This window comes from Ralstonia pickettii (assembly GCF_001699815.1).
Classification (GTDB): Bacteria; Pseudomonadota; Gammaproteobacteria; order Burkholderiales; family Burkholderiaceae; genus Ralstonia; species Ralstonia thomasii.
In genome coordinates, this window is sequence record NZ_MCGB01000069.1 from 1 (window position 1) to 20,863 (window position 20,863).

Consider the following 20,863-nt stretch of genomic DNA (forward strand, 5'->3'; position numbering starts at 1 on the left):
TTCCGGATCTTCGGTCACCTCGATGCCGGCGGCCTTCAGCAACGGCAGCGTCTCTTCAAAGATGCGCCCTTTGGACAGCGCCAGCGTGAGCTGGTTGGAGGCGGACTGGAATGCGTTCATGGCCAGCGGGTTCCTTACCTTACGCTTGAATGCGGCGGATCTTGGCGCCGACAGCGGACAGCTTGTCCTCGATGCGGTCGTAGCCGCGGTCGAGGTGATAAATGCGGTCGACCAGCGTCTCGCCCTGCGCGATCAGCCCGGCGATGACAAGGCTGGCCGAGGCACGCAGGTCGGTCGCCATGACGGTCGCGCCCGACAACTGCTCGACGCCCGTCACCACGGCGGTCTTGCCATCGATCACGATATTGGCGCCCAGGCGGTTCAGTTCCTGCACGTGCATGAAGCGGTTTTCGAAGATGGTCTCCGTCACTGTGGCAGAGCCCTCGGCGATGGCGTTGAGCATCATGAACTGCGCCTGCATGTCGGTCGGGAACGCCGGGTATTCCGACGTGCGGAAGCTCACGGCCTTGGGGCGGCCCGTCATCTGCACGCGGATCCAGTCATCGCCCGTGGTGAGCGTCACGCCGGCTTCGCGCAGCTTGTCGAGCACGGCATCGAGAATGCCGGGCGGCACGGCGCGCAGCGTCACGTCGCCACCGGCCGCCGCCACAGCGCACAGGAACGTACCGGCTTCGATCCGATCGGCAATCACCGTGTGCGCAGCGCCGTGCAGCGCTTGAACGCCCTGGATGACGAGGCGGTCGGTGCCGATGCCCTCGATGCGCGCACCCATCTTCACGAGCAGATTGGCGAGGTCGGTCACCTCGGGCTCGCGCGCGGCGTTTTCCAGCACGGTTTCGCCGTCGGCAAGCGCGGCTGCCATCAGCAGGTTTTCCGTACCCGTGACCGTCACCATGTCGGTGACGATGCGCGCGCCGCGCAGACGCTTTGCGCCATCGGCAAGCTTGGCTTCAATGTAGCCGTGCTCGATGACGATCTCGGCGCCCATCAATTGCAGCCCCTTGATGTGCTGATCCACCGGACGCGCGCCGATGCCGCAACCGCCCGGCAGCGACACACGCGCATGGCCGAAGCGCGCCAGCAGCGGGCCAAGCACCAGGATCGACGCACGCATGGTCTTCACCAGGTCGTACGAAGCTTCGGGCGTGTGGATCGCCGCAGCGTCGAGCGTGAGGTTGTGACCGTCGAGCACGCCTTCCACGCCCATCTGGCGCAGCAGCTTGAGCATCGTGCGCACGTCCTGCAGGTTCGGCACGTTGCTCAGCGCCAGCGGCTCGGCCGTCAGCAGCGCGGCACACATGATGGGCAGCGCGGCGTTCTTGGCGCCAGACACGCGGATTTGGCCCGAGAGCGGGCCATTGCCTTCGATCAGCAGTTTGTCCATGAGCGAGACGTCTCGTCGATCACTTTGGGAGGGGCGCTCGGCGAGCGCAAGGTCGGAATCGGTTGAAACGGTAACCGGTGTGGGATCAAGCTCGGCCATCAGGACTGCCACTCCGCCGGGGTGAGCGTCTTCATGGACAGCGCGTGAATTTCGGCGCGCATCCGCTCACCCAGCGCGGCATAGACGAGCTGGTGACGCTGGATCAACCGCTTGCCTTCAAACTGCGCGCTGACGATGGTGGCAAAAAAGTGCTGGCCGTCGCCCTCGACTTCGAGGTGCTCGCACGGCAGGCCGGTTTCGATGTACTGCTTGACTTGTTCGGGTGTGGGCAACATAGCCATCCCTTCTCCTGCAAAACGTTAGGGTGAGCGTCGTTCGTTTTGTTATCGACGCATCAATGGCGCAGCTTGTAGCCCGTGCGCAGCATCTGCAGGGCCACTCCCCCCACTACGACCAGCGCGATCAGCATCACGCCGAGGCTCGTCGCCACCGGCACATCGGACACGCCGAAGAAGCCGTAGCGGAAGCCGTCGATCATGTAGAAGAACGGGTTGGCGTGGGACACCGCCTGCCAGAACGGCGGCAGTGAATGAATCGAATAGAACACGCCCGCCAGGAAGGTGGCCGGCACGATCAGAAAGTTCTGGAACGCCGCAAGCTGGTCGAATTTTTCAGCCCATATGCCAGCAATCAACCCCAGCGTGCCGAGCACGCTCGCGCCCAGCACGGCAAACACGATGATCCAGAGCGGCTGCGCGAAGTGCAGGTGCGCAAACAAGGTCGTCACGACAAGCACGCCCGTACCCACAGCGAGACCGCGAATGACGGACGCACACACGTAGGCACCGAACATCTCCCAATGCGACAGCGGCGGCAGCATGATGAACACCAGGTTGCCGGTGATCTTCGACTGGATGAGCGACGACGAGCTGTTTGCGAAGGCGTTCTGCAGCACGCTCATCATTACCAGACCAGGCACCAGAAAGGCGGTGTAGCTCAACTGGTCGAACACCTTGACGCGGTCCTCCAGCACGTGGCCGAAAATCAGCAGATAAAGCAGCGCGGTCAGCACCGGCGCGGCCACGGTCTGGAAGCTCACCTTCCAGAAGCGCAGCACTTCCTTGTACAGCAGCGTACGGAAACCGACCCAACGGCCCGGCATGCTCTCGGGAATGGCGTTCATGCGGCGGGCTCCAGCGCAGAATCAGGAATGGCAGGCGCCTGAGGCCCGAGGGGCAATCCGCCTTCGCGGCGCATGATCTGCACGAACACGTCTTCCAGATCGGCCTTGGCGACTTCCATATCGTCGATCTCGCATCCGGCAAGGCGGCACATGGAGAGAATCTGTTCGACCTCACCGTAGCCCGACAGGCGCAGACGGACGCCGCGCTCGCCGTGGTTGCCCGGCAGGCGCAGGCTTTCCAGCGATGCCGGCAGCGCGCCCTTCGCAAAGCTCAGCACCAATTGCAGCCCCGCAAATTGCGACAGCAGATTCGCCGTGCGATCGAGCGCCACCACCTCGCCAAACTTCAGCATGGCAATGCGGTCGCACAGGGATTCCGCCTCTTCCAGATAGTGCGTGGTCAGCACGACGGTGTGGCCCTCGCGATTCAGGCGCGAGATGAATTTCCACAGCGTCTGGCGCAACTCGACGTCCACACCGGCAGTCGGCTCGTCCAGCACGATCACGGGCGGGCGATGCACCAGCGCCTGCGCCACCAGCACGCGGCGCTTCATGCCGCCCGACAGCGCGCGCATGTTGGCGTCGGCCTTGTTGGTCAAGTCCAGATTGGCCATGACCTCGTCGATCCAGTCATCGTTTTTCGTCAGGCCGAAGTAGCCCGACTGCAGACGCAGCGTTTCGCGCACCGTGAAGAACGGATCGAACACCAGTTCCTGCGGCACCACGCCGAGCTTGCGGCGCGCAGTGCGGTAATCGGAGACGACGTCGTGGCCGAGCACGCGCACGCTGCCGGAATCGGCGCGATTCAGGCCCGCGAGGATGGAGATCAGCGTGGTCTTGCCCGCGCCGTTGGGGCCCAGCAGGCCGAAAAACTCGCCCTGCTCGACAGACAGGCTTACGCCCTTGAGCGCTTGCAACGACTTGTAGCGCTTGCGGACGTCAGCGATTTCGATGGCTTTCATGGCCGACAAAGTGAACTACCCTGCGCATCTCGTGACCGTCGATCGACAACACCATGACGGCCGCGGACGCCGCACACGGCGGCGGCAGAGCGACAAACCCAGAATTATAGGGGAACTGCACCAACTCACGGCGCCACAGCTGACGACGCCGAACCGCGAATGCCAGGGGCGCGCACGACCCTGGGCCGGAGCGCGGCATGGCGATGACGGGTTCGGAGCAATCACCCCGCGCCCGCACCGGACGCCGCCTCAATGTCGAGCGTGATGGTGCGCAGCAGGGGCAGGCGCGACGGCCAGCAGGGACTCCACGCCATACAGCGTGGCGAGATTGGACAGCGCTTGCGGAGCGCCTCCGATGTCGAGCGCGATACCGGCATCCTGGGCCGTGCGCTGCCAGGACAGCAGCACCGCCAGCGCAGACGAATCGACCTGCGACAAGCCCGCGCAATCGACGTGCAGCGCGGCAAGGCCAGCTTCGCGCGCTTGGCCGAGTAGAGCCTCGCCCTCGCGCAGAACGCGCGGCGCTTCGCGGTGAGTCAGCGGGCCGGACAAGGTCAACATGGTGGAAATGGATGCGTCAGAAAAAGAAACAGCGGCCAGAACTGACCGCTGTGTTGATTCTACCGGAAGGCTGCTTACTTCGCCGGGCCCTTCTCGAGCTGCATGTTGCGCTCGTTCAGGAAGCTCACCAGGCCGGCGACGCCGCCGCGCTTGCTGATGACCTCGGCAAACTGGTTCTTGTACGTCTCCGACAGCCAGAGGCCGCTGATGTTGATGTCGTACACCTTCCAGCCACCGGCCGTCTTTTCCAAACGGTAGTCCAGGGCCACTGGTTCGCCGTTGTTGTTCACGGTCGAACGCACCACCACGTCGGTGTCATCGGCAGCCGCACGGAACGGCTTGTACGAAACGGTCTGGTTCTTCACATTCGACAGCGCGCCGGCGTAAGTGCGGATGAGCAGCGTTTTGAAGCCTTCCTGGATCTGTTGCTGCTGCTCCGGCGACGCCTGGTTCCAGAAACGGCCCATGGCGATCTGCGTGGTGCGCTTGAAATCGGCGCGCGGCACGATCTTCTGGTCGACCAGCTGGTACACCTTGGTCATGTTGCCGCCACGCAGTTCCGGATCGCTCTTGATGGTGCTGAGCACGTCGTCCACAGCCGTCTTGACCGTGGCTTGTGCGTCGGCGTCCTGGGCGTGGACCGGCGCAGCTGCCACGGCAGCCGTCAGCGTGAGACCGGCGAGCAGGGAGCGGAGAAGCTTCTTCAACATATCGCGTCCTTATGGTGTGATTTTTGGGTCGCTTGCAGCGCATTCGCGGCAATCTTGTTGGCGATTAGAACAGACCGCCCGCAGCCAAGTTCGTGCGGGCCGGCCACTTTTACGCCTTGTCACCTTTGAGGCGACCTTGTTACGTGTACTGATCAGCGGCGGAACACCGGCCAGTTGGGGGTGAAGCGATGGTACGGCGAGACCGTCGCGTCACCGGTATCCGGCGACTTCGTGTTGTCCTGGTCTTCCGGCAGGTTGCCGTCATAGATCAGGTAGCGGCGGCGCTGCAGATAGGCATCGCGCAGGAAGGTGTACTTGTCGACCGCAGCCTGTTCGAACACATTGCTGGCCCCGAGCAGGTTCGCGCGCACGTCAACCACGCGCAACGCGGCTAGCGAGTAGGTGATCGCGCTGTCGTGCCAGTACGTGAGCGGGTCCATCTGCCAGTCGACCAGGAACCCCACGGTGTCACGTGCAGTGCTCGGGCCGAGCAGCGGCCACACGACGTACGGACCCGACGGCACACCCCATACGCCCAGCGTCTGGCCGAAGTCTTCCTTGTGCTTGGGCAGGCCGGCGTCCGACGCAATGTCGATCAGGCCACCCAGACCCAGCACGGTATTGATCGCCACGCGCATGGTGTCTTCCAGCGCGGCGGTGCCCTTCAATTGCAGCAGGTTGTTGACGGCCGAATAGACATCGCCCGCATTCGAGAAGAAATTCGACACCGCCGTGCGCGCTGGCGACGGCACCACATCGACATACGTTTGCGCAACTGGCTTCAGCACGCCCTTGTCGAGGTCTTCGTTGATGCGGAAGACTTCGCGGTTGAACGGTTCGATCGGGTCAGCCGGATTAGCATTCGGTCCCGTCGCACAGCCGGCCAGCAGGGTGGTACCTGCAGCCAGAGCCAGCGCAATGCCGCGCAGCATACGGATGGATGTTGTTAATTTCATGGCTTATTGCTCCCGCTGCCCTCGGCCGGCTTGGCTCCGCCGGCACTGCCATTCGCGCTGCCGGCACCGGCATCCGCGGCCTTGCTATAGAGGAACTGGCTGATCAGGTTTTCCAGCACCACCGCCGACTGCGTCATGGTGATCTTGCTGCCGCTGGCAAGCATGACCGAGTCGCCACCCGGTTCAATGCCAATGTATTGCTCACCGAGCAGACCCGAGGTCAGGACCTTGGCCGAACTGTCTTTTGGAAACTGATAGCGCTGATCCATGTCGAGCACCGCGATGGCTTGGTAGCTCTTGTCATCGAACAGGATCTGCGACACACGGCCGACCACCACACCCGAACTCTTGACCGGCGCCCGCACCTTCAACCCGCCGATATTGTCGAAGGCCGCCTTCACCTGGTAAGTCTTGGCAAACGAGAACGAACTCATATTGCCCGCTTTGAGCGCCAGGAACAGCAGCGCAATGATGCCCACCAGAACGAACAGGCCGACCCAGAAATCGAGGACGCTTTTACGCATGATCTTTTCTCGTTGAACGCTAACGACAACCGGCCGCTCAGCTGAACATCAGTGCCGTCAGCACGAAATCCAGCGCCAGCACGGTGAGCGACGCGATCACCACCGTCCGGGTAGTCGCGCGCGAGACGCCTTCCGGCGTGGCCTTCGCCTCATAACCCTGATACAGCGCAATGAAGGTGACCGCCACACCAAACACGACACTCTTGATGACGCCGTTGAGCACGTCGTCCATGACATCCACGCCGGCCTGCATCTGCGACCAGAACGCTCCGGGGTCCACGCCAATCAGTCCGACCCCGACGAAGTATCCGCCCAGAATCCCCACCGCACTGAAAATCGCGGCCAGCAGCGGCATGGCGATGAAGCCCGCCCAGAAACGCGGCGCCAGCACGCGGGCCAGCGGATCGACCGCCATCATTTCCATGGCGATCAGCTGCTCGCCGGCTTTCATCAGGCCAATCTCGGCCGTGAGCGACGTACCGGCGCGACCGGCAAACAGCAGGGCCGTCACCACCGGCCCCAGCTCGCGCACCAGCGACAGCGCCACCAGCAAACCCAGCGCCTGCTCGGAGCCGTAGCGGTTAAGCGTGTTGTAGCCCTGCAAACCAAGCACGAAGCCAACAAACAGACCCGACACAGCAATGATGATGAACGAATCATTGCCGATGAAGCGCAGTTGCTCGATCACCAGGCGCGGGCGACGGAGCACGTCGCCCGAAGCGCCAATGAGCGAAATCAACGTGCGGGCGGCATAGCCGAAGCGGCTGATCAGCACCAGAACAAAGCGGCCGATGGTGGAAATCATCGTGCGCCTCCGCTCTTGCCCAGACCGAAGTCATCTGCCAGCGGTGCCCCGGGATAGTGGAACGGCACGGGACCGTCCGCCTCTCCGTGCACGAACTGACGGACGAACGGATCGGTCGATGCGGTCAGCTCTGCCGGCGTGCCTGCGGCAGCAATGCCACCGTTGGCAATGAAGTAGACGTAATCGGCAATGTGGAACGTCTCCTGCACGTCGTGCGAGACGATGATACTGGTCGCGCCGAGCGCGTCGTTCAGCTTGCGGATGAGCGACGCGGTCAGGCCCAACGAGATCGGGTCCAGCCCGGCGAACGGCTCGTCATAGAGGATGAGCGACGGATCCAGCGCAATCGCCCGCGCCAGCGCCACGCGCCGGGCCATGCCGCCGGAAATTTCCGAAGGCATCAGGTCGCGCGCACCGCGCAGGCCGACGGCGTTCAGCTTCATCAGCACCAGATCGCGGATGAGCAGTTCGGGCAGTTCGGTATGTTCGCGCAGTGGAAATGCCACATTGTCGAACACGGACAGATCGGTAAACAGCGCCCCAAACTGGAACAGCATGCCCATCTGGCGGCGCGCAGCGTACAGCGCGCGCTTGTCCATGGCGCCGATATCCTGGCCGTGCACGCGTACAGTGCCGGCGGCAGCGGCCACTTGGCCGCCAATCAACCGGAGAATCGTCGTCTTGCCGCAGCCCGAGCCGCCCATGACGGCCACCACGCTGCCCTTGGGCACGCGCATGCACAGGCCGGACAGGATGCGCCGCGCGCCTGGCTGATAGGCGAAATCGACCTGATCGAGTTCGACAACGGCGTTGGAAGGCTGGGTGGACACGGTGGAGATCGGTGCAGAGGGCTCGGCAGGTTGGCGGCTTCATGCTGCCGCATCTCGTTGTCTTGACTACCGCTGGCTCGCCAACAGACGCAGCTTCGCGCGGCCCGCTATTATAGGTGGAAACCCGCGTAGCCCGTCAGTCACGCCATGCTTACCGACAGTTTGTGTGGCTTGTTCGCCGCGCTGGGGGTTTCCGGGTCTTGCGGGCTGCTGAAAGTGGTGCACCTGCGAAGCTGGCGTTGGCACCTGCGGCGACAGCGGGAGCAGCCTATTCGCCGCTATCCAGCCGTAGATCGGCTTGGCGAATCACCCCCTGCCAGTGCGTCGCGTCACTGCGCACGGTCTGGGCGAACGTGTCGGGGGCATCCCATTCGGGTTCAAAGCCGCCGGCACGCAGCGTAGCGTGGACATCACCTGAAGCGACGGCGCGCCGCAATTCGGCCGCCGCGCGCATCGAGAAAGGCCGGGGTGTGCGCGCCGGCATGAAGGTGCCGATCCAGGCGCTGCGATCGAATCCGGCGAGACCGCCTTCGCGCAGGGTCGGCACAGCGGGCGCGAAACGCGAGCGAGCCCCGCCCGTCACCCCGAGCAACCGTAGCTGGCCGTTGGCCGCGGCGGCCGCCACACTCGGATAGCAGGCGAAACACGCCGTCATGCGCCCAGCCAGGATCTGTTGCACGAGCCCTGCTTCACCGCGGACGACCACATGCGGCGCATGGAAAGCGTAGTCGCGCACAAACTGCTCGGCGACAAGGTGCGACCACGTGCCGACGATATCCGAGCCGCAATTGACCGTGACGGACTCACCGCGCGCCTGCGCGAGCAGATCGGTCACGGAATGGATCGGCAAGCGCGCATCGACCGCGAGAAACAGGGGCAGCGTGGCCACCATCGCGACCGGCTGGAAATCGCGCAGCGGGTCATATGACGCCGGCTCGAGCGCGGGCTGGGCGACGAACGTGGTCTGCTGGAGCAGCAACGTGTGGCCATCGGAGGGCGCGCGGGCGACGGCCTCGCCGGCGGCCATGCCATTGGCTGCCGGGCGATCTTCGACGCCCACCTCGCGGCCGACCTGCTGCTGCAGTTGCGTCGCGAGTGCGCGCGCCAGTGCATCGAATGCGCTGCCTTCCGCCGCCGGCACGACCAGACGCAGCGGTTGCGACGGATACCCTTGCAGCAAAGCACGCGCGGGCGACGCCAGCATCGCCGGCAGCACGCCAAGCCACGCAAGCGCTCGCCGCCGCTGCCGATCCAGCACATCGGGCGCGTGGGGCACATCTGCACGCACATTGCGGGCGCGAGGTCGCATGAGGCAGTTGGGGATCACGGGGAGATCTCATTCTAGAAATCCGCCTGTCCGCACTGCACTCATGTAAACCATGTCGACGTAAACCATGAGGCATGACGCTCGCGCCACAGCAAACGCGCCACAGCAAACGCGGCACAAACAAAAAGGCCCGCCGAGGCAGGCGGGCCTGAGTCAAACGGTCAACCGCGTGGTCAGCGCGGCAGTTCCGAATGACCCATGAGAAACGCATCAACCGAGCGGGCAGCCTGGCGGCCTTCCCGGATCGCCCACACGACGAGCGACTGGCCGCGGCGCACATCGCCGGCAGCGAACACCTTCGGCACGTTGGTGGCGTAAGCGTTGTCGCCTTCGGTGGCGGCACGCGCGTTGTTGCGCGCGTCCTTTGTCACGCCAAAGGCATCCAGCACACCACCGACCGGGTTGGTAAAGCCCATCGCCAACAGAACCAGATCGGCCTTGAGGGTGAATTCGCTGCCCGCGACCTCGACCATCTTGCCGTCCTTCCACTCAAGGCGCACGGCGGTGAGGCCCGTCACGCGGCCGTTCTCGCCGATGAGCGCCTTGGTTGCGACCGACCAGTCGCGCTCGCAGCCTTCATCATGCGACGACGACGTGCGCAACTTGATCGGCCAGTACGGCCACACCAGCGGCTTGTTCTCTTCTTCGGGCGGACGCGGCAGCAGTTCGAACTGCGTGACCGATGCGGCGCCATGGCGGTTGGACGTGCCCACGCAGTCCGAACCCGTGTCGCCGCCGCCGATCACGATGACGTGCTTGCCGTCGGCGCGGATCGGGTTGGGCACGTCGCCGGCCACTTCCTTGTTCTGCGGGATCAGAAATTCGAGCGCGTAATGCACGCCGTCCAGGTCACGGCCCGGCACTGGCAGATCGCGCGGCACTTCCGATCCGCCCGTCAGCACGACGGCGTCGAATTGCTTGAGGATGTCTTCCGCGGCGATGGTCTCGCGTGCGTCGTTGGTGATGCCGGCCGGAACCGTCTTGTCGCCCACCATCACGCCGGTGCGGAACGTCACGCCCTCGGCTTCCATCTGCTGCATGCGGCGGTCGATCTGCGCCTTTTCCAGCTTGAAGTCGGGAATGCCGTAGCGCAGCAGGCCGCCGATGCGGTCGTTCTTTTCGAACAGCGTCACGTCGTGGCCAGCGCGTGCCAGCTGCTGCGCAGCGGCCATACCAGCCGGGCCCGAACCGACCACGGCCACGGTCTTGCCGGTCTTGTGCTTGGGCACTTGCGGCGCGACCCAGCCTTCTTTCCAGGCCTTGTCGATGATCGCGTGCTCGATCGACTTGATACCGACCGGCAGTTCATTAATGCCCAGCGTGCAAGCCGCCTCGCACGGTGCCGGGCAGATGCGGCCCGTGAACTCGGGGAAGTTGTTGGTCGAGTGCAGCACTTCAATCGCGGTCTTCCAGTCCTGGCGATACACCAGGTCGTTGAAGTCCGGGATGATGTTGTTGACCGGGCAGCCGTTGTTGCAGAACGGAATGCCGCAGTCCATGCAGCGTGCGCCCTGGATCTTGGCTTCGTTGTCCGCCAGTGCGAACACGAATTCCTTGTAATGCTTCACACGCGCTTCGGGCGCTTCGTATGCCTCGTTCTGGCGGGGAAATTCGAGAAAACCGGTCGCCTTGCCCATGGTGTCCTTCCTGACCCGATGCTGCTCTGCCGGCACAGTCGTACCAGCCAGGCAGTCGGGCCTGTCTTGTGAGGTTGCGTTGTATTCGGTGGTGGCGAACGGCCGATCAGCGGATCAGCCATTCGCCAAGTCGATTGGAATCAGGCAGCGATCTGTTCGCGGCCGGCTTCCTGTTCGCGTTCGTACATCTCGGCCAGCGCCCGCTTGTACTCGGTCGGGAAGACCTTGACGAAGCGGCGACGGGCGTTGTTCCAGTCGGCCAGCAGTTCCTTGGCACGCTCGGAGCCGGTGTAGCGGAAGTGCTTTTCCACCAGCGCCTTGAGCAGTTGCTCGTCGAGCACGCGCTCGCCGTTCACCTTGTGCCAGGTCGACGGGGTATGTGCCTTCTCCTGGTCAGCCGCCGACAGCACGGATTCCAGGGCGACCTGCGCCGTGTTGCAGCGCTTGTCGAACAGGCCGTCTTCGTCATAGACGTAGGCGACGCCACCCGACATGCCTGCCGCGAAGTTGCGGCCGGTGGCACCGAGCACGACAACCGTGCCGCCGGTCATGTATTCACAGCCGTGGTCGCCCGTGCCTTCCACCACCGTGGTGGCGCCGGAGTTGCGCACCGCGAAGCGCTCGCCGGCCACGCCGTTGAAGAACGCCTCACCAGCCAGCGCGCCGTACAGCACGGTGTTGCCGACGATGATGTTGTTGGTCGGCTCGCCACGGAATTCGTGCGGCGGGCGTACGATCACGCGGCCGCCCGACAGGCCCTTGCCCACGTAGTCGTTGCCGTCACCCACCAGGTCCAGCGTGATGCCATGCGCCAGGAACGCGCCGAACGACTGGCCGGCCGTGCCCTGCATCTGCACGTGGATCGAATCATCAGGCAGACCTTCGTGGCCATAACGCTTGGCGACTTCGCCCGAGAGCATCGCGCCGACCGTGCGGTTGACGTTGCGCACCGGCTGGATGAACGAAACACGCTCGCCTTTCTCCAGCGCAGCCTTGGACTTCTCGATGAGCTGGTGATCCAGTGCACGATCCAGACCGTGGTCTTGCACATCGACCTGGTAGCACGGCTCGCCTTCCTTCTTGGCCGGCTGGTAGAAGATGCGCGCGAAGTCCAGGCCGCGGGCCTTCCAGTGTTCGATGCCGGACTTCGTGTCGAGCAGATCTGCGCGGCCGATCAGTTCGTTGAACGTGCGGATGCCCAGTTGCGCCATGATTTCGCGCACTTCCTCGGCCACGAAGAAGAAGTAGTTCACCACGTGCTCGGGCTTGCCCGAGAACTTCTTGCGCAGCACCGGATCCTGCGTCGCCACACCCACCGGGCAGGTGTTCAGATGGCACTTGCGCATCATGATGCAGCCTTCGACCACCAGCGGTGCGGTCGCAAAGCCGAATTCGTCGGCGCCCAGCAGCGCGCCGATCACGACGTCACGGCCGGTCTTCATCTGGCCGTCAGCCTGCACGCGGATACGGTTGCGCAGGCCGTTGAGCATCAGCGTCTGCTGCGTCTCGGCCAGGCCCAGCTCCCACGGCGTGCCGGCATGCTTGATCGACGACCATGGCGAAGCGCCCGTACCGCCGTCATGGCCTGCGATCACCACGTGGTCTGCCTTGGCCTTGGCGACACCGGCCGCCACCGTGCCGACGCCCACTTCCGACACCAGCTTGACCGACACGTCCGAACGCGGGTTCACATTCTTCAGGTCATGGATGAGCTGTGCCAGATCTTCAATCGAATAGATGTCGTGGTGCGGCGGCGGCGAGATCAGGCCCACGCCCGGCACTGCATAACGCAGCTTGCCGATGTAATCCGTCACCTTGTGGCCGGGCAGTTGACCGCCCTCGCCGGGCTTGGCGCCCTGCGCCATCTTGATCTGGATCTGATCAGCTGAAGCCAGGTACTCGGCCGTCACGCCAAAGCGGCCCGAGGCTACCTGCTTGATTTTCGAGCGCAGGGAATCGCCCTCTTGCAGTTCCAGATCGCGCTCGACCACTTCGCGGCCGATCACATCCGACAGCTTGGTGCCCTGCTTGATGGGAATGCCGCGCAGTTCGTTGCGGTAACGGCGCTCGTCTTCACCGCCTTCGCCCGTGTTCGACTTGCCGCCGATGCGGTTCATCGCCACGGCCAGCGTGGTGTGCGCTTCCGTGCTGATCGAACCCAGCGACATGGCGCCGGTAGCAAAGCGCTTGACGATCTCCTTGGCCGGTTCGACTTCCTCCAGCGGAATCGCGCGTGCCGGATCCACCTTGAACTCGAACAGGCCGCGCAGCGTCATGTGGCGCTTGCTCTGGTCGTTGATCAGGTTCGCGTATTCCTTGTACGTCTGGTACGAATTCGCGCGCGTCGCGTGCTGCAGCTTGGCGATCGAATCCGGCGTCCACATGTGCTCTTCGCCGCGGACGCGGTAGGCGTATTCGCCGCCCGCGTCGAGCATGTTCGCCAGCACCGGTGCATCGCCAAAGGCATCGCGGTGCAGGCGCAGCGCCTCTTCAGCCACCTCGAAGATGCCGATGCCGCCCACGTTGGATGCGGTGCCCTGGAAGTACTTGTCGACCAGTTCGCGCGACAGGCCGATCGCTTCGAAGATCTGCGCGCCGGTGTACGACATGTACGTCGAGATGCCCATCTTGGACATCACCTTGTGCAGGCCCTTGCCGATCGCCTTGGTGAAGTTGTAGATGGCCTTCTCGGCGGTCAGGCCCAGGCCCGGCGCCAATTCGGCCAGCGTCTCCATCGCCAGATACGGGTGCACGGCTTCTGCGCCATAGCCGGCCAGCAGCGCGAAGTGGTGCACTTCGCGGGCCGAGCCCGTTTCGACGACCAGACCCGTGCTCGTGCGCAAGCCCTTGTCCACTAGGTGATGGTGGATGGCGGACGTGGCCAGCAGCGCCGGAATCGCGGCCTGCTTCTCGTCGACCGCGCGGTCCGAAACGATCAGGATGTTGTAGCCCGACTTGACCGCATCGACAGCCTCGGCGCACAGCGAAGCCAGGCGCGCTTCGATGCCTTCCTTGCCCCACGCCACCGGATAGCAGATGTCCAGCTCGTAAGCCATGAACTTGCCGCCGGTGTAGTGCTCGATGTTGCGGATCTTCGCCATGTCCTTGAAGTCCAGCACGGGCTGGCTCACTTCAAGGCGCATCGGCGGGTTGATGTTGTTCAGCTCAAGCAGGTTCGGCTTCGGCCCGATGAACGAGACGAGCGACATCACCACGTTTTCGCGGATCGGGTCGATCGGCGGGTTCGTGACCTGCGCGAACAGTTGCTTGAAGTAGTTGTAGAGCGTCTTGTTCTTCGAGGACAGCACGGCCAGCGGGCTGTCGTTGCCCATAGATCCGGCGGCTTCTTCGCCGTTGGCGGCCATCGGCGCCATCAGGAACTTGACGTCTTCCTGCGTGTAGGCGAAGGCCTGCTGGCGATCCAGCAGCTTGGCGGCCGGCTTGGTTTCGGCGGCCACGTCTTCGGGCTTCGCGTCCAGCTCGTCGAGCTTGATGCGCACGGCATCGATCCAGCTCTTGTACGGCTTGGCGTTGGCCAGGTTGTCCTTGAGTTCCTTGTCGTCGATGATGCGGCCCTGCTCCATGTCGATCAGGAACATCTTGCCCGGCTGCAGACGCCACTTCTTGACGATGCGCGACTCGGGGATCGGCAGCACGCCGGCCTCGGATGCCATCACGACCATGTCGTCGTCGGTGACGTAATAACGCGCCGGGCGCAGGCCGTTACGGTCGAGCGTCGCGCCGATCTGGCGACCATCGGTAAAGCAGATGGCTGCGGGGCCGTCCCACGGCTCCATCATTGCGGCGTGGTATTCGTAGAACGCGCGGCGGTTGTCGTCCATCAGCGTGTGCTGTTCCCACGCTTCCGGAATCATCATCATCATTGCCTGGGCCAGCGGGTAGCCGGCCATCGTCAGCAGTTCGAGGCAGTTGTCGAACGATGCGGTATCCGATTGACCCGGATAGATCAGCGGCCACAGCTTGGGCAGGTCATCGCCCAGCACCGGCGACGAGATGCCGCCCGTACGCGCGTTGATCCAGTTGACGTTGCCCTTGACGGTGTTGATTTCGCCGTTGTGCGCAACCATGCGGTACGGGTGCGCCAGCTCCCATGCGGGGAACGTGTTGGTCGAGAAACGCTGGTGCACCAGCGCCAGCGCCGACACCGTACGCGGGTCTGCCAAATCCTGGTAGTAGCGGCCGACCTGTTCGCACAGCAGCAGGCCCTTGTAGACGATCGTGCGCGCCGACATCGACGGCACGAAGTATTCCTTGCCATGCTTGAGCTTGAGCGCCTGGATGGCGTGGCTTGCGGTCTTGCGAATCACATACAGCTTCCGCTCCAGCGCATCGGTGGTCATGATGTCGCGACCGCGCCCGATGAAGATCTGGCGGATCACCGGCTCAGTCTTCTGCACCGTGGGCGACATCGGCATGGTCTTGTCGACCGACACATCGCGCCAGCCCAGCACGACCTGGCCTTCCAGGCGCACGGTGCGTTCCAACTCCTGTTCGCAGGCCAGGCGCGACGCGTGTTCTTTCGGCAGGAAGATCATGCCGACGCCGTATTCGCCCGCCGGCGGCAGGTTGATGCCCTGCTTGGCCATTTCTTCGCGGAAGAACTGGTCGGGAATCTGCAGCAGGATGCCCGCGCCATCACCCATCAGCGGGTCAGCGCCGACGGCGCCGCGATGGTCGAGGTTGTGCAGGATGCGCAAGCCTTGCTGGACGATCTCGTGGCTCTTCTTGCCCTTGATATGGGCGACGAAGCCGACGCCGCAAGCGTCGTGTTCATTGGTCGGGTCGTACAGACCCTGGGCCGACGGCGCCGACGGCGTGATGGGGAAGGAATGTTGTTCCACGGCGATCTTCCGATGTTGTGGGTACAGCGCGCCGTAGAAGGCCCTCGCGATGGTGCGGATGCGGTGGCAGACAGGCAATGGCGCGCCGCACCATGAATGCGGGGTGAAACGAATATAAAAGAGTGGCCCGTAACAGGCAAAAGTTTTTAAATGGGGTCGGAGTAAATTAATAAATGCACAGTCTCAGTGCGGGCTTATTAATAGGGACAGATCAAAGTCGTCCGAATCGATGCCTCGCACATCACGGCGCCGCCATCCCGCTATTCGGAGCGCGCGCTGTCCTCCGTTCCCACTTCAGCGGGTTGGCGAGGGGGGCGCCCCTTGGGCAATGGCGCAACGCGACGGCCTCCGGTGCGCGCAAGTGTCGCGAGAAACGCCTCGTTGCCGAGCGGCCAGCCGCTGTGCACATGCTGGCGAATCTGCGCGAGCTGGTCGGAGCCCAAACCTTCGTGCCACAACGTTCGGTAGCGCGACTGGCGCTCGAAAGGCGTGTTACCAAGACGCCAATAGCAATAGTGATCACTCACCCACGGGATGGATTGGATGCCCACATGATGACGATATGTGCTCCAACGGTCGTCTTCTGGCGTGCTGACGAGGCCAGCGCGTACGGCGTTGGATTCCACATACAACAGGATCGGCAGCACCCATTCAGCCGGGTCCAGTACGGTCGAGCGGAAACGCCCTTCCCACAGCGTTCCGCTGCGATCAGCGGCTGCGTTGAAGTACCGCGTATAGCGCCGCCCGACGGCCTGCAGCGTGCGCGAAAGGCTCTCCGCCACCTTGGGCGTTCCGACCAGATGGACGTGATTCGGCATCAGCGAGAAACCATGGATGGCGAAGTCATGCTCACGGGCAGCCATGCGCAACGTGTCGAGGTAGAACGCGTAGTCGTCGTCGCCGCGAAAGACGGTCTGGCGATTGTTGCCGCGCTGCAACACATGCACAGGGACATCGGTGGGACTGAGGCGGGGCAGGCGGGCCATGGAAAATGCGGGGCGGCAAAAAGCGCCATCGTAGCCTGAAGCCCGAGAACCTGTCCCCAATTTTTGACAGGCAAACGCTTGCATGCCCACTGCCGTCGCGATGCGACGGCAGAGTTTGCGTGCCGTCAAATCGGTGGCCCTACGCGTGATGGACGACGGGGGAACTTGATCCCAAGCAAATCGGCCAAGCGACTTCCCCGCGAGACTGGCTCCCATCACATCACGAGACGACACGAGAGGGAGCGATTGATGGCTTTTCACCGCGTAGCCGTTGTAGCTGTAGCCGCCGGAATGCTTGCCGCCGGTTTCAGCCAGGCCGCCTTTGCGCAGAGCACGGATTTGCCGCCGACCTCCGGTAATTGGATGGTGCGTCTGCGCGCCGTCAACCTGACAGCCGCCAACAAATCCGACCCGGTGCCAGCACTGGCCATTCCGGCTGACGCCATTCAGATCAACAACAAGGTCCTGCCCGAACTGGACATCTCGTATTTCTTTACGCCGCATCTGGCCGCCGAGCTGATCCTGACTTACCCGCAACAACAGGACGTCACGGTCATGCGAAGCGCACTGGGCGGCCCGACCAAGATCGGCAGTTTCCGCCACTTGCCGCCCATCCTGACGATGCAGTATCACTTCACGCCCGAGTCGCGCTTCAAGCCGTACGTGGGCGCAGGCGTCAACTACACGCGTATCTCGAATGTCGATCTCCAGGTGCCCGGCGTTGGTTCGCTGGACCTCAGCAAGAACAGCTTCGGCCCCGCGCTGCAGGTCGGCTTCGACTATCGCCTGACCGAACGCCTCTACTTCAACGTCGACCTGAAGAAGACCTGGATCAGCGCCGACGTGAAGATGGGCGGCCAGACCATCAGCAAGGTCAAGGTTGACCCGTGGCTGCTGGGCGTCGGCCTGGGCTATCGCTTTTAAGGGAGGACGATCAGCGAACTGACACTGTCCTGATCGACTTTTACCGACGTGCCGCAGGGGCCGTCGACGGCGGGGGCGCTCGTCGGCGGTGGTTGGCGCGTTCGGCCCGGCATGCGTTGGGGCGGCCGGGCATTTTTTTTGGGCGCTTGGTTTAGATCAGCTGCCAGATGGTTTGGGAGCCAGGCGAGCGAGTAGCGGCCCGAACAGCGCCGCCGTCGCTCAAACCGCATCCACCGCAAAGATGCGGCGATGCTCCTTGATGGCGTAACGATCCGTCATGCCGGCGATGTAATGCGCAATCCAGCGCGGCTGCTCGTCGGGGTTGGATTTCGCCTGGTACTGCGGTGGCAGCAAGCGCGGGTCGTCCATGAACACGCGGAACAGATCGTCGATGATGCGGCGCGCTTTGGCGGACATGCGCATCACAAGATAGTGCCGATACAGGTTATCGAACAGGAAGCGCTTGAGCACGCGCGCCTCTTCATGCATCGGCTCAGAGAACGCGACGAGCGCTGGCGCGGCACGCACATCGTCGATACATTGCGGCGCAAATTCAGCAATGCCGGCACGCGTGGTGCCGATCAGATCGACGATCAGCGCGTTGATGATGCGACGAATGGTTTCGTTGATGAGCCGCCGGCCACTGACGGCCGGGAACGCCGCCTCGGCTTCGCGCCGATGGATGGCCCACAGCGGCACGTCTTCGAGTTGCTCCAACGTGATCAGGCCGGAACGCAGGCCATCGTCGATATCGTGGTTGTTGTACGCGACCTCATCGGCGAGATTGGCAAGCTGCGCTTCCAGCGACGGCTGTTGCCCTTCGAGAAAACGGCGGCCCAAGTCACCGAGCGTGGCCGCGTTGTTGCGCGAGCAATGTTTGAGAATACCCTCGCGCGTTTCGAACGTCAGGTTCAGTCCATCGAAACCGCCGTAGCGCTCTTCCAGCCGATCGACCACCAGCAGGCTCTGGAGATTGTGTTCGAAGCCTCCGTATGGCTTCATGCAATCGTTGAGTGCGTCCTGCCCCGCATGACCGAACGGCGTGTGGCCCAGATCGTGCGCCAGCGAAACCGCTTCGACCAAGTCTTCGTTCAGGCGCAGGCTGCGCGCAATCGAACGGGCAATCTGCGCGACCTCGAGGCTGTGCGTGAGCCGGGTCCGGAACAGGTCGCCCTCGTGGTTCACAAAGACCTGCGTCTTGTATTCGAGCCGACGGAAAGCGGTGCTGTGGATGATGCGATCACGGTCACGCTGGAACTCGGTGCGCGATGTGGATGGCGGCTCGGCGTGTACGCGGCCGCGCGTCTGCGCCGAATGCGCGGCGTAGGGAGCGAGAGGGCCTTCGAGATCGAACGGCGCGGACGGCAAATCAAATCGGTCGTTCATCGGGCCCCTCTCGTCTCGCATCAGGCGACGGGTGCTTCGGTCGGTGGTCGCAGCACGGCGTGCAGCAAGGTGGCGCGCAGGTCGGCATCGGGCACCGTGGTCACGAACGCCTGGCCCAGCTTGCGCAGCAGCACGAATTTGATCTCGCCAGCCTCAGCTTTCTTGTCGACGCGCATCAGCTCGATGAACCGATCCACGCCCAGGGCCGGCGCCACCGTCGGCAGGTCAGCCGCACACGTGAGCGCAGTAATGCGGTTGCGCGTGTCGATGTCGATAAAACCAAGGCGATGCGAGAGGTCCGCCGCCATCACCATGCCGCAGCCGACGGCCTCGCCGTGCAGCCATTCGCCGTAGCCCAGGCCGGCCTCGATGGCGTGGCCAAAGGTGTGACCGAAATTGAGGGTGGCACGCAGACCGGTTTCCCGCTCGTCCTGCGCCACGACAGCCGCCTTGATGCGCACCGAGCCGCGCACGGCTTCGGTCATCAGGTCGGTATCGCAATCGTTGAGACCCCTGATGTTCTGTTCGATCCAGGCGAAGTAATCGGCATCGGCAATTGCGCCGTGCTTGATGACCTCGGCCATGCCCGCAGCCAGTTCACGCGCGGGCAAGGTGCGCAGCGTGTCGATATCGGCCAGGACCGCTTGCGGCTGGTGGAACGCGCCGATCATGTTCTTGCCCAGCGGGTGGTTGATGCCCGTCTTGCCGCCCACCGAAGAATCGACCTGCGACAGCAACGTCGTCGGCACCTGGATGAACGGCACGCCGCGCATATAGCAGGCAGCGGCAAAGCCGGTCATGTCGCCGATTACGCCGCCGCCCAGGGCGATCAGCGTGGTCTTGCGGTCCGCACCTGCCGTCAATAGCGCATCAAAGATGCGGTTGAGCGTGTCCCACTTCTTGAACGATTCGCCATCGGGCAGCACGACCGTGTCGACCGCCTTGCCGAGCGAACGAATCGCTTCTTCGACCTTGGCTGCATACAGCGGCGCAACAGTCTCGTTGGTGACGATCACGGCACGCGCGCCGCGAATGTGGGGGGCGAACAACTCGGCCTTGGACAGCAGCCCCGAGCCAATGTGGATCGGATAGGCGCGATCGCCAAGGTCAACATCAACGGTAATCATGACTGAGGAGAGACTTGCGAGGAAGTGGAGGCGCCTGCGGGCGGTACGACAATGCCAGCCACCTCGAGTTGCATCAGCACCATATTAACAAGCTGGGCGACGGTGGGCTTTCCGGTTTCGATGACGAAGTGCGCCACGTCACGATATAGGGGGTCACGAACCGCATGCAGTTCTTCCAGCTTGGCACGCGGGTTTTCGGTCTGCAGCAGCGGCCGGTTCTTGTCGTGACGCGTGCGCAGATACAGGTCATGCGGATTGGCGCGCAGGTAGATCACAGTGCCGCGTTCACGGAGGAACGCGCGGTTCTCCGCCCGCAGCACGGCTCCGCCGCCGGTGGCGACGACCACGCCATCGCGCGAGGTGAGTTCGTCGATCATGTGGGTTTCGCGGTCGCGGAAGCCCACTTCGCCCTCGTGCTCGAAGATGATTGGCACGCGCACGCCGCAGCGGGCTTCGATCTCATGGTCGGAGTCGAAGAACGGCAGATCGAGCCGACGCGCCACCGCCCGGCCGACCGTGGTCTTGCCCGCGCCCATCAAGCCGACGAAAAATACGTTCGAAACAGACAAAATCGCGTGAAATCAGGAATTTGAGCTTGATTGTAGTGGCATTTGGTCACCATCCTGCACAAACCGGGCAGCAGGACACAAAAAAGCCCGGCGCTCCATTCAGGAGGCC

The 20,863-nt window shown here is 63.5% G+C and carries 18 protein-coding genes and 1 pseudogene; 1 reads left to right on the forward strand and 18 read right to left on the reverse strand.

The features are described from left to right. The 15 genes and pseudogenes from hisG to BEK68_RS13490 form a co-directional block, all read right to left on the reverse strand. Positions 1–120 (reverse strand): annotated as a pseudogene (gene hisG / locus BEK68_RS25505) (ATP phosphoribosyltransferase); the annotation flags it as partial. A 19-nt stretch (positions 121–139) separates the two neighbouring features. After that, entirely contained in the window at positions 140–1,405 is a 1,266-nt protein-coding gene (gene murA / locus BEK68_RS13425; RefSeq protein WP_041672601.1) for a UDP-N-acetylglucosamine 1-carboxyvinyltransferase, read from the reverse strand. Between the two features lie 98 nt (positions 1,406–1,503). Continuing rightward, positions 1,504–1,740: a BolA family protein gene (locus tag BEK68_RS13430; RefSeq protein WP_024542178.1), complete on the reverse strand. Its 237-nt coding sequence runs from the start codon at positions 1,738–1,740 to the stop codon at positions 1,504–1,506. 59 nt (positions 1,741–1,799) lie between these two features. After that, on the reverse strand, positions 1,800–2,588 hold the full coding sequence (locus tag BEK68_RS13435) for an ABC transporter permease (RefSeq protein WP_004634587.1): 789 nt from the start codon (positions 2,586–2,588) through the stop codon (positions 1,800–1,802). Then, on the reverse strand, positions 2,585–3,550 hold the full coding sequence (locus BEK68_RS13440) for an ABC transporter ATP-binding protein (protein WP_004634585.1): 966 nt from the start codon (positions 3,548–3,550) through the stop codon (positions 2,585–2,587). The genes BEK68_RS13435 and BEK68_RS13440 overlap by 4 nt, the downstream gene beginning before the upstream one ends. A 249-nt stretch (positions 3,551–3,799) precedes the next feature. Continuing rightward, positions 3,800–4,111, reverse strand: coding sequence for an STAS domain-containing protein (locus tag BEK68_RS13445; RefSeq protein ID WP_012436562.1), 312 nt, complete (start codon positions 4,109–4,111; stop codon positions 3,800–3,802). Positions 4,112–4,185: 74 nt separating this feature from the next. Beyond that, positions 4,186–4,821 carry an MlaC/ttg2D family ABC transporter substrate-binding protein gene (locus BEK68_RS13450; RefSeq protein ID WP_024542179.1) on the reverse strand — a complete coding sequence of 212 codons (636 nt, stop codon included), beginning with the start codon at positions 4,819–4,821 and terminating at the stop codon, positions 4,186–4,188. Between the two features lie 152 nt (positions 4,822–4,973). Continuing rightward, positions 4,974–5,777: an MlaA family lipoprotein gene (locus BEK68_RS13455; RefSeq protein WP_012436564.1), complete on the reverse strand. Its 804-nt coding sequence runs from the start codon at positions 5,775–5,777 to the stop codon at positions 4,974–4,976. Continuing rightward, positions 5,774–6,301, reverse strand: coding sequence for an outer membrane lipid asymmetry maintenance protein MlaD (mlaD, locus tag BEK68_RS13460; RefSeq protein WP_004634577.1), 528 nt, complete (start codon positions 6,299–6,301; stop codon positions 5,774–5,776). Before mlaD ends, BEK68_RS13455 begins: the two co-directional genes overlap by 4 nt. A 37-nt stretch (positions 6,302–6,338) precedes the next feature. Beyond that, a complete protein-coding gene (gene mlaE / locus BEK68_RS13465) occupies positions 6,339–7,106 on the reverse strand; it encodes a lipid asymmetry maintenance ABC transporter permease subunit MlaE (RefSeq protein ID WP_004634575.1) in 768 nt (255 codons plus the stop codon). Further along, positions 7,103–7,936: an ABC transporter ATP-binding protein gene (locus BEK68_RS13470; protein ID WP_004634573.1), complete on the reverse strand. Its 834-nt coding sequence runs from the start codon at positions 7,934–7,936 to the stop codon at positions 7,103–7,105. The genes mlaE and BEK68_RS13470 overlap by 4 nt, the downstream gene beginning before the upstream one ends. Before the next feature lie 268 nt (positions 7,937–8,204). Continuing rightward, positions 8,205–9,245, reverse strand: coding sequence for a Bug family tripartite tricarboxylate transporter substrate binding protein (locus BEK68_RS13475; RefSeq protein WP_004634571.1), 1,041 nt, complete (start codon positions 9,243–9,245; stop codon positions 8,205–8,207). A 191-nt stretch (positions 9,246–9,436) separates the two neighbouring features. Then, on the reverse strand, positions 9,437–10,900 hold the full coding sequence (locus BEK68_RS13480) for a glutamate synthase subunit beta (protein ID WP_012436565.1): 1,464 nt from the start codon (positions 10,898–10,900) through the stop codon (positions 9,437–9,439). A gap of 140 nt (positions 10,901–11,040) precedes the next feature. After that, positions 11,041–15,762 carry a glutamate synthase-related protein gene (locus BEK68_RS13485; protein ID WP_024542180.1) on the reverse strand — a complete coding sequence of 1,574 codons (4,722 nt, stop codon included), beginning with the start codon at positions 15,760–15,762 and terminating at the stop codon, positions 11,041–11,043. Positions 15,763–16,022: 260 nt separating this feature from the next. Then, positions 16,023–16,748, reverse strand: coding sequence for a transposase (locus BEK68_RS13490; protein ID WP_012436566.1), 726 nt, complete (start codon positions 16,746–16,748; stop codon positions 16,023–16,025). Between the two features lie 249 nt (positions 16,749–16,997). Between BEK68_RS13490 and BEK68_RS13495 the strand changes: the two genes are divergently transcribed. Further along, the gene (locus BEK68_RS13495; protein ID WP_012436567.1) at positions 16,998–17,672 is read left to right on the forward strand and encodes an OmpW/AlkL family protein; all 675 of its coding nucleotides are present in this window, start codon (positions 16,998–17,000) and stop codon (positions 17,670–17,672) included. A gap of 219 nt (positions 17,673–17,891) precedes the next feature. Here the strand turns inward: BEK68_RS13495 and BEK68_RS13500 are convergent, their stop codons facing one another. Genes BEK68_RS13500 through BEK68_RS13510 form a run of 3 tightly spaced genes read right to left on the reverse strand, consistent with a single transcriptional unit; the run spans position 17,892 to position 20,754 of the window. Continuing rightward, a complete protein-coding gene (locus BEK68_RS13500; RefSeq protein ID WP_012436568.1) occupies positions 17,892–19,058 on the reverse strand; it encodes a deoxyguanosinetriphosphate triphosphohydrolase in 1,167 nt (388 codons plus the stop codon). A 20-nt stretch (positions 19,059–19,078) separates the two neighbouring features. Continuing rightward, positions 19,079–20,185, reverse strand: coding sequence for a 3-dehydroquinate synthase (aroB, locus tag BEK68_RS13505; protein ID WP_012436569.1), 1,107 nt, complete (start codon positions 20,183–20,185; stop codon positions 19,079–19,081). Beyond that, positions 20,182–20,754, reverse strand: a complete 573-nt coding sequence (locus BEK68_RS13510; RefSeq protein WP_027693053.1) for a shikimate kinase — start codon at positions 20,752–20,754, stop codon at positions 20,182–20,184. The genes aroB and BEK68_RS13510 overlap by 4 nt, the downstream gene beginning before the upstream one ends. Positions 20,755–20,863 lie beyond the last annotated feature (109 nt).